The sequence below is a fragment of the Bradyrhizobium sp. genome, assembly GCF_030697065.1.
GTDB lineage: Bacteria > Pseudomonadota > Alphaproteobacteria > Rhizobiales > Xanthobacteraceae > Bradyrhizobium.
In genome coordinates this window covers 42198-55500 of the sequence record NZ_JAUYQU010000205.1, presented here as the reverse complement: position 1 = coordinate 55500, position 13303 = coordinate 42198, and the positions used below count along the sequence as shown (strand labels likewise).

At 63.3% G+C, this 13303-nt stretch carries 11 protein-coding genes; 3 read left to right on the top strand and 8 right to left on the bottom strand.

Annotated features, from left to right (window positions below):
• Positions 1-71 precede the first annotated feature (71 nt).
• Entirely contained in the window at positions 72-995 is a 924-nt protein-coding gene (locus tag Q8R73_RS16215; protein ID WP_305720564.1) for a LysR family transcriptional regulator, read from the bottom strand.
• A gap of 220 nt (positions 996-1215) precedes the next feature.
• On the opposite strand from Q8R73_RS16215, the gene Q8R73_RS16210 reads away from it, so the two are divergent.
• Complete coding sequence (locus Q8R73_RS16210) at positions 1216-2193, top strand: tripartite tricarboxylate transporter substrate binding protein (RefSeq protein WP_305720563.1); 978 nt, start codon at positions 1216-1218, stop codon at positions 2191-2193.
• 162 nt (positions 2194-2355) lie between these two features.
• On the opposite strand, the gene Q8R73_RS16205 is transcribed toward Q8R73_RS16210, so the two are convergent.
• The 7 genes from Q8R73_RS16205 to Q8R73_RS16175 form a co-directional block, all read right to left on the bottom strand.
• Positions 2356-3093 carry an ABC transporter ATP-binding protein gene (locus Q8R73_RS16205; protein ID WP_305720562.1) on the bottom strand — a complete coding sequence of 246 codons (738 nt, stop codon included), beginning with the start codon at positions 3091-3093 and terminating at the stop codon, positions 2356-2358.
• Complete coding sequence (locus tag Q8R73_RS16200) at positions 3083-3838, bottom strand: ABC transporter ATP-binding protein (RefSeq protein WP_305720561.1); 756 nt, start codon at positions 3836-3838, stop codon at positions 3083-3085. The genes Q8R73_RS16205 and Q8R73_RS16200 overlap by 11 nt, the downstream gene beginning before the upstream one ends.
• Complete coding sequence (locus tag Q8R73_RS16195) at positions 3835-4794, bottom strand: branched-chain amino acid ABC transporter permease (RefSeq protein ID WP_305720560.1); 960 nt, start codon at positions 4792-4794, stop codon at positions 3835-3837. Before Q8R73_RS16195 ends, Q8R73_RS16200 begins: the two co-directional genes overlap by 4 nt.
• Complete coding sequence (locus Q8R73_RS16190) at positions 4791-5672, bottom strand: branched-chain amino acid ABC transporter permease (RefSeq protein ID WP_305720559.1); 882 nt, start codon at positions 5670-5672, stop codon at positions 4791-4793. The genes Q8R73_RS16195 and Q8R73_RS16190 overlap by 4 nt, the downstream gene beginning before the upstream one ends.
• A gap of 122 nt (positions 5673-5794) precedes the next feature.
• Positions 5795-7039, bottom strand: a complete 1245-nt coding sequence (locus Q8R73_RS16185; RefSeq protein WP_305720558.1) for an amino acid ABC transporter substrate-binding protein — start codon at positions 7037-7039, stop codon at positions 5795-5797.
• A 465-nt stretch (positions 7040-7504) separates the two neighbouring features.
• A complete protein-coding gene (locus Q8R73_RS16180; protein ID WP_305720579.1) occupies positions 7505-7738 on the bottom strand; it encodes an HGGxSTG domain-containing protein in 234 nt (77 codons plus the stop codon).
• A 177-nt stretch (positions 7739-7915) separates the two neighbouring features.
• Complete coding sequence (locus Q8R73_RS16175) at positions 7916-9271, bottom strand: M20 family metallopeptidase (RefSeq protein WP_305720557.1); 1356 nt, start codon at positions 9269-9271, stop codon at positions 7916-7918.
• A gap of 644 nt (positions 9272-9915) precedes the next feature.
• On the opposite strand from Q8R73_RS16175, the gene Q8R73_RS16170 reads away from it, so the two are divergent.
• Entirely contained in the window at positions 9916-11859 is a 1944-nt protein-coding gene (locus tag Q8R73_RS16170) for a hypothetical protein (RefSeq protein WP_305720556.1), read from the top strand.
• Positions 11856-13283 carry a S8 family serine peptidase gene (locus tag Q8R73_RS16165; protein ID WP_305720555.1) on the top strand — a complete coding sequence of 476 codons (1428 nt, stop codon included), beginning with the start codon at positions 11856-11858 and terminating at the stop codon, positions 13281-13283. Before Q8R73_RS16170 ends, Q8R73_RS16165 begins: the two co-directional genes overlap by 4 nt.
• Positions 13284-13303: the final 20 nt, after the last annotated feature.

Sequence of the window (13303 nt, the reverse complement as noted above, 5' to 3'; positions counted from 1 at the left end):
TCGATGACAGATCGATGACAGTGATTTGCCGGCCCCATGGTGTCGAAATATCTACTTGAAAGAAAGCGACTTTAGACAGTGCGCCCGTCCAATCCGCCCGCCGTCCAGTTCGGCGCAAAATCCAGCGTGAAGTTCAGGAAGCTCTCCACCGCGGGCGAGAGCGAGGCGCGGCGACGGGCGAACAGCGCGATGCTCCATTTGACGGTAGGCTGCTTCAGCGGCAGGAATGTCAGCCCGAAGCCGGCCACCAGCGCGGCCGCCATCGACGGACAGATCACCGCGCCTTCTCTCACCCGCAGCATCGACAGCGCGGTGTTGACCCGGTGCACCGGCACCATTTCCTTCGGATGATGCCGCGGCGGCACGTGGCTCAGCACATTGATGGCGATATTGGGCATGTAGTTGATCAGCGGCCGCTGGCGCAGGTCCTTCCAGCTGACCGACGGGCCCTTCGTCAGCGGGTCGTCCGGTCGCAACGCCACCCAGATCGGGTCGGCGCAAATCAGATGGGCTTCCACCGACTCGTCCGCCATCACGCCCGCCGGCCCGAAGCCGATGTCGGTCGAACCGTTCTGCAGGCCGGCCAGTACCTGCTGGATCGGCACGTCGTCGAACCGCACATCGACGCCGGGATGGCGGCTGCTGTATTTGGCGATCAGTTCCGGCAGCAGCGTGCAGGAGAGCGTCTCCGGCGCCGCCACCCGCACCAGCCCGCGGCGCAGCTCCTTCAGGCTGGTCACGCTCTCCAGCGCCTCGTCGAGATTGGCGAGCACGCGCCGCACCATCGGCTCGAACGCCTCGCCGACCACCGTGCGGGAAACGCTGCGGGTGGTGCGGTCGAACAGGCGCACGCCCATCCGGTTCTCGAGCTCCTTGATCAGCCCGCTGAGGGCTGCCTGCGACAGGTGCATCGCCTTGGCGGCTTCCGAAAAACTGGCGGCCTCCAGCACGGCGACATAGGCGCGCAACTGCCGCAGCGTCACATCCATCGTCATGCCGTGCTCCCGCGCATCCATCCTTATTCATAAACATAACCTATAAATTGGTCAGAAAATACACATTGTCCTATAGAGCCCGCCTACCTATCGTTGCCATGCTGGTTACGCGACGCAGTTCCCGAGCCAGCCGTGCTATCGCGGCTTGATGTAGCGCAGCGGTCGTGCCGGGCGGCGGCCGCGGCTTGCGGCGGCTCGCCGGTTTTCAGGGGAGGGATTCATGAACGTCACACGCCGTACGGTGCTGGGCACCATCGCCGCCGGTCTCGCCGCCGGCTCCGGTTTCCGGGCGCACGCCCAGAGCGATTGGCCTTCCCGCGTGGTGCGCTTGATTTCGCCCTACGGGGCCGGCGGGGCCAACGACATCTCGTTGCGGATTCTCGCAGACCAGCTGGAACGTCGGCTGGGACAGAAGTTCATCGTCGAGAACAAGGCGGGCGCCGGCACCCGCATCGCCAATGAATCCGTCGCCCGCGCGGCGCCGGACGGCTACACGTTTCTTTACGTGGCCGCCCCCTATGCGACGGCCGAAGCCCTCTACGGCAAACTGAATTACGAGCGCAAGGATCTGCAGCCGGTGGCGATGGCCGTTTCCGCGCCGATCTTCCTGATCGTCAATGCGGACGCGCCGTTCAAGACGCTGAAGGAACTGATCGCCCATGGCAAGGCACAGCCCGACGGCCTGACCTTCGGTTCGCCGGGCGCGGGTTCGCAACCGCATCTGGCCGCCGAACTGCTGTTTCGCGACGCCGGCGTCAAGGGCCTCAACGTCCCGTTCCGGGGCGACAACATGGCCTACACCGAACTGCTGGCAGGCCGCATCGACGCCACGCTGACCGCGATCAGCACGGCCCTGCCGCACATCCAGACCGGCAAGTTGCGCGTGCTGGGCGTGGCATCGGCCGCCCGCAGCCCGATCTATCCCGAGGCGCTCACCCTGCGCGAGCAGGGGCTGCAGAACGTGGTTGCCGCCGGCTGGTACGGTTTTCTGGCGCCCGCCGCCACGCCGGGCACGATCGTCAACCGGCTGCAGGATGAAGTCGTGCGCATCCTTGCCGATCCCGAGGTGAAACAGAAGCTGCTGGTCCAGGGACTGGAAGCACGTGGCGGCACCGCCGCCGAGTTCGGCAAATTCGTCGACGACGAAACCCGCAAATGGACCGAGGTCATCCGCGCCGCGGGCCTCAAGGGGGAATAGATCCTTTCGAAATTGCGGTAGCTGCCGTGCGAGATCGGTTAAGGCCCGTCATTCCGGGATGGTCCGAAGGACCAGACCCGGAATCTCGAGATTCCGGGTTCGCTTCGCGCCCCGGAATGACGAACAGGACATGATTCCGGCTACGGCCTCAGCCGCCCGCCCTCAGGCGGCGCCGCCGAGATAGAGCCGCTTGACGATGTCGTTGCCGCGCAATTCGTCGACCGAATCGGCCGCGACCACGATCTCGCCATGGACGATGATGTAGCCGCGGTCGGCGATCCGGATCGCCTGGTTGAAGTTCTGCTCCGCCATCAGCACGGTGAGGCCGAGATTCCGGTTGAGTTCGCCGATCTTGGCGATGGTCTGCGAGACCAGCAGCGGCGACAGGCCGACCGAGGGCTCGTCGATCAGCAGGAAGCGCGGCGACGACATCAGCGCGCGTGCGATCGCCAGCATTTGCTGCTGCCCGCCCGACATGGTGCCGGCCAGTTGTTTCTGCAGGTCCCTGAGCGCCGGAAAGGTTTCGAAGGCGAGCGCCAGATTGCGATCGATGTTCTGCCGGGCGGCCTTGCGGAAGGCGCCGAGCATCAGGTTTTCCAGCACGGTCAGCTTCGGAAACAGCCGTCGTCCCTCCGGCACCATCGCGACGCCGAGATCGACGATGGCTTCGGCCGACAGCCGGCTCAGATCGTGCGCGGTGCCGTCGATGGTGAGGATCATGCTGCCGCGCTCCGGCCGCACCAGGCCGGCGACGCATTTCATCAGCGTGCTCTTGCCGTTGCCGTTGGTGCCGAGCAGGGCGACAGTCTCGCCGGCCTCGACGTGCAGGCTGACGCCGCGCAGCGCCTTGACGGCGCCGTAGCCCGCATCGAGGTCGCTGATGGCGAGGCTAAGTGCCAAGATAGGCCTCCTGCACGCGCTGGTTGGCCATGACTTCGTCCGGCGTGCCGATCGCGATGATCCTGCCGGCCTCGAGACACATCACGCGGTCGGAAAACCGCATCACTGCCTGCATGATGTGCTCGATCATGATGATGGTGATGTCCTGCCCCGCCAGACTCATCAGCAGGTCGAGTACCTCGTCGACTTCCGAGCTGGAAAGCCCGGCCATCGCCTCGTCGGAAATCAGCAGTTTCGGGTGCGTCGCCATCGCGCGCGCCAGCTCCATCTTGCGCAATTCCACCTGGCTGAGCTGGTTGGCGGATACGTTCGCCTTCGAGGCGAGGCCCATCCGCGTCAGGATCGACATCATGGCCTCGCGCCGTTGCGCCTCCGAGACGATGACGCTGGTGTCCGCCGCGAAGTCGAGCCCGACCATCAGGTTCTCCGCGACCGTCATGCTCCGGAACGGGCGCGGGATCTGGAAGCTGCGGGCGATGCCGCGGCGCGTGCGCATGTGCGGCTGCAGCCGCGTGATGTCCTCGTCGCGGAACGTCACGGTGCCGGGCTCGGTGCGGAACGCGCCGGAAATGCAGTTGATCAGCGTGGTCTTGCCCGAGCCGTTCGGGCCGATCAGCCCAAATCGCTCTCCCGGTCGGATGTCGACGCTGACATTGTCGAGCGCTGTGAAGCCGCCGAAACGCTTTGTCAGCGCCGATATCCGCAGCAAGGGGGCCTGGATTGCCTGGGGCTCGGCTTCCATCATCCTTCGCCCTCGTTGCGTTTGCGGCGAACCTTGCGGACCAGGCCGATGATGCCCTCCGGCGCCGCCACCACGAACAGCACCAGCATGACGCCGAGCACCAGCACGTTGACCTCCGACGAGATGGTGACGGTGAGCAATTGCTGCGTGGTGCCCAGCACGATCGCGCCGATCACCGGACCCGCCCAATGCGCGGTGCCGCCGATCAGCGACATCGCAAGGGTCGAGACGGAATAATTGAGGTTGAACGCAGAGGAGGGGTCGGCATATTGCAGGTACATCGCACCGGGAGCGCCGGCCGCGCACATCAGGGCGCCGGAAATGACGCACGCCATCAGCTTCAACCGCAGCGTCGGCACCCCGGTGCATTCCGCGGCGAGTTCGTCGTCCTTCAGCGCCTGCAGGCCGCGGCCCATCCATGATCTCTGGATGTAGCGCGAGATCGCCACCGCCAGCACCACCAGCATCGCCTGGACGAAGAACAGCATCTCGACGTAGTTGTCGAACGGCGCCGTCACCGCCGGCCGCTGCAACTGGATGCCGGCCGCGCCGCCGACATAGCGCCAGTTGGTGATCGCGGTCTCGATGATGATCGTCGCCGCGATGGTCGCGATCGAGAAGAAGATGCCCTGCATCCGCAGGGTCAGCAGGCCGAGCGCAAATCCCATCAGCGCACCGATGGCGGCGGCTGCCGCGATCTGCACCGGCAGCGGCGCGCCGGTCGCCTTGAATAGGAAGACGGAGGTGTAGACGCCGATGCCGAAGAACGCGGCGGTGCCGAAATTCACATAGCCGGCGTAGCCGCCGAGGATGCTCCAGGCGACCGCGAGCACGATGAACTGCAGGATCACATAGCCGGCAAAGAACGGGTATTGGTTGCCGATCACCTGCGTCATCAGCAGGGCGGCGCCGAGAAACAGCGCCGCGCCGGTCCAGAAATAGATGCCGGTGCGCTTCATGATCGCCTGCCGAACAGGCCCTGCGGCCGGACGGCGAGCACGCCGAGCAGCATCGCAAAGGAAATCGCCGGGGCCCAGGAGGCGCCGAACAGGGTGAGCACGATGGTTTCGGCGACGCCGAGGATGATGGCGGCGACCAGCGTACCCGACATGCTGCCGAGCCCGGCCATCACGACGACGCAGAAGGTCCGCCCGATATAGGCCCGGTCGAGCGTCGGCTCGACCGGGGCCACGATAATGAGCAGGGCGCCGGCGATGCCGAGCACGGCGGTGGCGATGCCGAACGCCCATTGCTTGATCCGGATCGGATTGGCGCCCATCAGCCGCAGCGCCTCCTGGTCCTGCGCCACCGCACGGATCGCGCGTCCCATGAAGGTGCGCGACAGATACAGCGTCAGCAGCACCGTCAGCGCCACCGCGACCACGAACGCGACCACCAGCCGGAACGGAATCCGCATCTCGCCGATCCGCCAGGCCTTGCCGACATAGTCGGCGGTGACCGAGCGCTGGTCGACGCCGAACTGCAGGATGATCAGGACTTCGATGATGAAGGCGATGCCGAAGAAGAACGCGATGCCGCGCACGCCGGCGTCGCTGCCGCGCTTCTCGAAGGTTTCGTAATACAGCCGGTAGGCGACGAGGCCGAACAGGAAGAACAGCGGCGTGATCAGCAGTCCCGCCAGCAGCGGATCGACCCCGTAATGCTCGTTGAGGAAGTACACGACATAGGCCGCCAGCACCAGGAAGGCCGGGTGCGCGACGTGGGGAACGTCGAGCAGGCCGAACGCGATCGACAGCCCGAGGCTGACCGCCGCATAGAAGCAGCCGAGCAGCACCCCGATCAGCACCGCATCGCGCAGCAGTTCAAATGAAAACACGTAAGGTCCCCCCTGACCCGCGCTTCGGCCGCCGTTTTCCGGTCACGCCGTCCATCCCGTCCGGTTGCCGAAGGCGCCGGTGCGCCGATCCCCGATCGGCGCACCGCGGTCGGCCGCGAGTGCTACTTGCGCGCGGCCTCGAAGGGCGTGATCAGATCGCCCGATTTCAGTTTCGCCGGGAACAGGATCACCTGCTTGCCCGGGCTGCGGAACTGCTCGATGTTTTTGTCCTTGACGCCGCGGAACTGGGCCTGCACGACCCCGCTTTCCTTCCACTCGCCGTCCGCCGCGAAGGTGATCGATCCCACGATGGTCTTGTGGGTGTTTTCGCGCAGGTATTTTGCCAGCGCCTTCTGGTCGAGCGATCCCACCGCCTTGATGGCCTGCTCGATCATCTGGCCGCTGGCATAGCCATAGGGCGCCAGATAGTAGCCGAGCGGATCCACCTTGGCTTCGACGGCGCGCTTGGTATAGGTCTCGAAGAACGCCTTGGTGCCGTCATTGTACATCTGCGGTTCGGGCAGCCAGGTATTGTAGTTGACGACGCCGTTCAGCAGCGAGCCGAGGTTCTCCATCACCGTGCCGAACTGTAGGCCCACCATGCCGCCGCCGAACAGCTTGACGTTGTCGCCGATCCCGATCTCGTTCACGGCGCGCAGGATGCCGGCCGAATCCGGCGGATAGGACGCGACATAGACGATGTCGGGCTTGGCGGCCTTGAGCGCGCGCAGGATGCCGGAGAATTCCACCGTGCTCGGCGGATAGGCCTGGTCGAACACGACCTGCATGCCGAGCTTGGTCGCGACTTCCCGGGCGGTCTTGGCCAGGTTCTGGGCGAATTCCTGGTCCGCGGCGAGCAGCGCGATGCTCTTGCCGCCGGCCTTCTGGCCGAGATCGAGGAAGGAAGACGCCCAGCTGTCGGCCGGTCCCCACGGCGCGTTGTTGAACCACATGTCGTGGCCGACCTTGCTGTTCACCTGGAACGAGAAATTGCCGATCAGCAGCATGCCGCGCTGCTTGACCAGCGGCATCAGCGGCGCCGTCGGCACGGTCGCGTAGGGTGCAAAAAGGATATCGACCTTGTCGACATCCAGCAGCTTCGAATAGATCGCCGGCGTCTCCGAAGCGCTCGATTTGTCGTCATAGACGACCAGTTCGACCTTGCGGCCGAGCAGGCCGCCCTTGGCGTTGACGTCGTCCCGCCAGACCTCGATGCCGAGCAGCGAGGCCTTGCCGCCGCCGGCAAGGCCGCCGGTCTGCGCCATGCTCATGCCGATCTTGATCGGCGCCTGTTGTGCGAGTGCGGCTGAATCCAGCCCCAACAAAGCGACGGCGACCGCGCCGCCGAGAAGCGTCCTGCGTTTCATGTGATCCTCCCCTGTGTTTCATTGCCGTTGCCTGGCCGCGTTCGGATGCTTCGCCCCGATTGCCGCGGACAGGATGGTGCCGTGCCGAAATTGGTCTCTTCGTCAGGTTAGAACTAAAGATGGTCTGGCCACAAGCCACGATGAAACCGGGCGCGGCGTATGGGACCGGACAGGGGTATGGCCAGCCTACAGGGGCGCGGGTGCGAAGGTCGAACCGCCGCCAGCCGCCGTAGCCGGTGGGAATTGCCCATTCCGGGTGCAGCCGCCGGCGCACATCAGCCAAGGCGCTTGCTGGAAGCGGGCCCTGCGAAACCCATCATCTCTTGCAACGCAACGACGTTTGCGCCACGCGATGGGTATCGCTGCGCTCCCCCATCTTGCCTCTGCACTTCTCGGCGGCATTTCTCGGGTTTTCGGCGGTAACGAGACCGCCGAATTGCCGGCGTCGCCGCGCCGCTTCGCGTCTCACTTCATCTCCTGGAGCAACTTCCGCACTTCCCCCAGCAACGCCCCGATCTGCTTGCGCTCCGCGATCGCTTTCCCCGTGAACAGTCCGTGCCGGAATGCGTTCCGGTTTCCCCTCGGTGCGCCCGATCCCGGCGCCCCGCCGTGCATGCGGCAGCGCCGCTTGCCGCGCAACGCCGGCGCGCGGCACGACGCGCCAGTGCGGGTTTTGGCGCCGCAACGGCGGCTCGCCATCATCGGATGGACATCGGGTGCGTGATTGCTCAAGTCTGTGCCTTCCGCCGCTGGGCGTCCGCGTCCGAAACCATCACGCTGGCACGCTGCATGTGCCGACGATGGCGTTGCCGCCGTCCTGCACCTGCAACCTCAATGGCCGTGATATTTGGCAGGGTCCATCGGCGCCGCCGAAGCCTAACCGGACCGTGTGCACCATCCCGCGGCAAGTCTCGCGTAGATGTCGGAGGCTTCGCGAATGCGTTGAACGGAACAATACTCATCGGTCTGATGTGCCTTCGCCGCTTCGCCCGGGCCCAGGATGATGGTCGGAGGATTGCCGAAGGCAGGCGTCAGGGCGGACGCATCGGTGAAGTAGGGCGCTGTCCGGGGTTCGGGGCCGGCGTCTTCACCCGTGACGTCGCGGACGATGTCGTAGACCTGCTGGATCCACGGCGAGGACGGGTCCGTCCAGACCGCGCCGACATCGACAATCGGCTCCAGCAGGATCTCGTCTCCCAGCTCGGCCTTCAAATGCTCCTGAATGCGGGAATGATCCAGTCCCGGAATGCTGCGGATATCGATACCGATTTCAGCGAGATCGGGCACCGAGTTCACGTTAAGGCCGGCGCGAACGGTGCCAACGTTGAGGGTCGGCAATCCCAGATAGCGATGCGGCGCCACGTTGAACTGAAAATTCTCCAAGGCCGTGAGGACGCGCGCGGCCTTGTAGGCTGCATTGACGCCCAGATGCGGCATTGACCCATGCGCGGTGACGCCTTTGAGCGTCAGCCGAAGCCAGAGAGCGCCCTTGTGTCCGACCAGTGCCGCATTCGAGGTCGGTTCGGCCACGACGATCGCGCCGGCGGGTCCGAGAACGCCGGCCCGTGCGAGATGAAAAGCGCCCTCGCAGCCGATTTCCTCCCCCGCAGTTATGACGAGAACGGCGCCGCTGGTCTCTTCCAGTTGCCCGGCCATGTTGCCGATGGCCGCTACGAAAGCGGCGACGCCGCATTTCATGTCGGTCGAGCCACGGCCGTACATCTTGCCGTCGATGATCTCGCCCGCAAACGGATCGACGCTCCAGGAAGCGTTTCCGAGCGGGACCGTATCGACATGCCCGGTAAAGCACAGCGGGGATTTGCTGCCAGAACCTCTTGTCCTTGCGATCAAATTGGCGCGTTCCGGAGCGAACTCCTGCAGCGACGTCTGCAGCCCGGCGCCGGCAAGCAGCTTTTCAATGTGCCGGATGCAACTGAGCTCATTGCCGGGCGGGTTGATGGTATTGAACGCAATGAGTTCGCGCGAGAGTTCGACGGGATCAATCGGCATGGGACGTTGCGGCCTCCGCTTGGTGCTCGACTGTATCGATCGGCGCAACTGCCCACCACAAATTCCGTCGTTTCGCCCGTCCGATGGAATGGCAACAGGGGGTAGCCTGCAATCGCGCCGAACAGCTCGTCGGGCGGGAGCGCGAGCGCCTGAAAGTGGTGCGATGCTGCAAAAGTGCCGGTGATTTGCCCGACGTGTCAAAGTTTTCTTCGCGCAAGCCATTGATGCCGGCTGCCCGCGTATCTGTGCATGGGGTTGTTTTCGATATTTTGGTCGGAAGCGGGCAGCAGTCCGTCTGCGCTTTCGCTTCGCTCAGCTCCGCCGGACACCACGCTTCGCCCTTCGGTCTCCGCGCGGCCGCGCCACGCGTAGCCCGAAGGGCGAAGCGTGGTGGGCCCGGCAGGACTCGAACCTGCAACCAGACCGTTATGAGCGCAGCACCCTGGCGGAAAACTCGAACAAAATCAGTGATTCCCGATCAGGATCGTGCACGTTCGTGCGCGTTTGTTCACGGGGTTTCTGCCGGATAGCTGGTGGCATGGAAGACCGCCGCAAGCCGCAACAGGTAGCGGATGGCACGCACGGAATAACGGGGCCCGTCTGTTGATGTCTGTTGTTGGAGGTAGACCGGAAGTGACTCGTGGAGGGCCACACTGACGCGATTGAACCAAAGCGGTCATGGGCTGTGTCTCATGTTGCTATGACGGCTCCAGTCTCTGTGCAGTTGCGTTCTGATCTTCGAGGCTCGGCGACTGAAGGCTTGCTGGACCGGAGCCTCACGCCAAATGCCCCTTTATTGTTGTGACCGGGTGTGCCACAATTATTGGAGGGCGCATGCCCGGTCCGCCTCAATGTTGGGGATGACGATGCGTCTGGGCATTTTGAAGGTGGCCTTGGCAATAGGCTGTGCGGTAGCGCTGATACTGGTGCTCCCTCTTGCACAATCGACGGCGAGAGCGACGACGCCGGTTCGCCCGTCCGACACCGGACTGGTGCTCAAGCCGGCGCCGCCCGAATGGCCCGAAGACATTATCGACAGGTTCAGCAAGCAGACCGCGGACGCTTTGGCGCGCTGCGATGAAGCCAATTTCAATTTTTGGAGAGCGGCCCTCCTGGCGATGGCGCAGTGGGTAACGAACGCGCAACGGCTGTCAGCGCCCGTCGGCCCTACCTCTAACTTTAAGCACACTTGGGTACGCTACGTTCAAGAGGTTTCCGACTGGCAATTTGTGCGCGGACCCAAATGTCCCGGCATGGCATCCGGAACGGGCCAAGCGACGCTTGTGCCACTTCCCGAACAACCCACGCTGCAGCCACGGACCTTCCAGGGGGACGGCAATTACAACTTCGTTCAGGGGCTCGTCGGCTCCAACGTCTCGATCGACAGTCAAGCGGATTGTGAATTTTCCACGGCCACTCCCGCGTTCACCGTTCTTTTCCCGGTCAACGAATTGGGATACCCGCTGTTGCCAATCAACAACGCGCCGTCGACGCCAGACGATCCACCGGCAAATACCGGCCCGGCGCCTCCTGATGGGCCGCCGGCGCCTGCTGCTCCGGAAAAGCTGGCGAGCGCTCCTCATACGCCGCCCTACGATGACGACAACAATAGTTTGGGCGGAACTCCGGGCATCGATCATCTGACCGGTGGAGCGGGAGACGATGAATTTCGATTTGGAGTCAATCCTGACTTCCCGACTGCGACAGGTCCCTCGGTGACGCTGAGCGATGGCGATCGCATCACCGACTACGAGCCGTTTGAGAAGATCATCATCGAAGGCGTTCCACTGTACGGTGAAAACGTCAAGATGCACTATGACCCGGTGAAGAATGAGACTCACATTGACGTTCACTTTGATGATTCTGCGGGACGTCCAAGTGTGGCCCCCAGCAAAACCATAATCCTCAACGGTAAAATCGAGGGCACCGTTCATATTGCCAACGAGTGTTGTCCGGGCTTTGCCAACCAGACCACAATCAGGATTGGCGTCGGGGAACCACCGCCAGCATCCCAACCTCCAGCTTCGACTCCGCCGAAAGTATCGACGCCCGGTGGCGACAAGAGCGTGTCGCCGTCCGACAAATCCGCGCAGGAAGACAAGGCAGACAACAAGGCAGAAGACAAGGCAGTGGAGAAACAGCCAGTAAACTACGAGTCCGGAGATACCATCACGATATCCTTCAAGGCGACACCGACTGCTATTCAGGCTGGGCTGGAAGGCGAGGAGCAGTCGAGCGCGCTGGTGATGCTGATGTCAGCCGAGCCGTCGCAGCCGGGGGCCGACAAATCGGTCAAGACCTCGCTGGACAAGGACTTCGACAAGAAGCCGGTGAAGTGCGCATTGGGCAAGGAGAAGGAATGCACGGTGCCACTTAGTCCCGCGGAGGCCGCATCGCTCGGCATCCCGGTCAACGGCCCGCGGAAGTATCAGGCCTTTGTCGCCCCATCCAGTTCCGGTAGCGGCGTGATTGAAAGGCCCGCCGGGGCCAAGGTGAAACCTGTTGAAACTCCGGCGGGCGCGCAGGTCACAGAGACGGCATTCAGTATTGGCCCGCAGAGCTTCATCCAGGTCGATGTTGTGGGAACGGCCGCCGCCGTAGCCTTGGCAATGACTTCCTATAGCCAAATCTATGGCCCGCTGTTCGCGATCAATTTTTGCCGAGAAAAGAGACTTAACCACTGCAGCGACGAGGATCCGCGATTGCGTCTTGATGCCGAGCCGGATTCCAGCGGTGCATACCCGGCCGAGTTGCCGCATGGAAAGGTCATGGTCGTCACGGGTGCGCGCGTGACGAGCGTGCAGCCATGATCGGACATTCTGTTTGCGTTGTTTTTGGAGTCTTGCTCGGCGCATTGCTTCCCGCAAACGCGCAAACACCGATGCTGGCGCCGCCCGACAATCATTACTTTGTCAACACGGGATCGTGGGGCCAGGCCTATCCAGACCAATGGGCGCTGCAACGCATAGGCTTCGACGCCTCGGCGCAATCGGCGTGGCGGCTGGTCAAGCGCGATGCCGAGCCGGTCATCGTTGCGGTGATCGACACGGGCCTGGACTGGAACCACAAAAGCATCGATTGGGACAAGATTTGGCGTAACCCCAGGGAAATCCCGGATAACGGAATCGACGACGACAAGAACGGCCTTGTCGATGACGTCATCGGATGGGATTTCCTCAAAGGCGAAGCAAAGCCGTGGGACCATGACGGCCACGGGACCTTGATCTCGGGCATTATCGCCGGCGACTGGAACGACAAGTCCGGCGTCGCCGGCATTAATCCGTTTGCTCGTTTGATGATTCTCAAAGCACTCAACAATTTTGGCCACACCCGCGCATCCTACGTGGCGCGAGCAATCGCCTATGCGGCCGACAATGGCGCTCGGGTCATCAATCTCAGCGTGGGCGGCAAGCACATCAGCAAGGTCGAACAAGTCGCTATCGACTACGCCTATTCAAAGGGAGTTGTCATCGTTGTCGCCGCTGGCAATGAAGGCTCGGACGTCAGCAAATTCGGGCTGGCCGGTTCGGATAAGGTTCTTACGGTCGCCGCAACGGGCTTCGACGATCATAGAGTGGTGTTTTCCAACTGGGGCAAGGTTTCCGTAGCTGCGCCGGGGATTGATGTATTGAGTCTGCGCGCACGGCGCACCGACACGATGCTTGGGATTCAAGATGTGAAGTACACGGCGGGCGAGGCTTATGTCGGCACGGACAACCGCTATTACCGCGCGAGTGGAACATCGTTTTCGGCCCCGATGGTGAGCGGTCTGGCTTCGCTGATGATTGCAAACAATCCCAGCCTTACCAATAGACAGGTATTGAACATCATCAAGAGCACTGCACGCGATGTCGGACTTCCCGGCGTCGATCAGTTCACTGGCTACGGGATCATCGATGCGGTGGCCGCGCTCAAGGCCCCGAAGGACTATTTCCTGTTTGCCGGCATCAACCGCGTCGAAGTTGTGCAGACCGGCAAGGCGCAGGCTGTGCGGGTGCGCGGCGCGGCCGATGCAAACTCGCTGAAGGCGGCGCGGATCGAAGTCGGTCAAGGCGAAACGCCCACCAGTTGGAAGCGCGTGAGCGCTGCACGGAAGAACGCGGGGCCGGACGGCGTACTTGGGGATATCCCAGCGGCAGCCCTGCAGGGAGCGAAAGTCTGGCAGATTCGTGTGGTAGTTGAGCACAAGAATGGTGCTGCGAGAGAAGCACGGTTTAAGCTGAGTTTGGGGTAGCAGCTTTCTTTCAGGGGGCG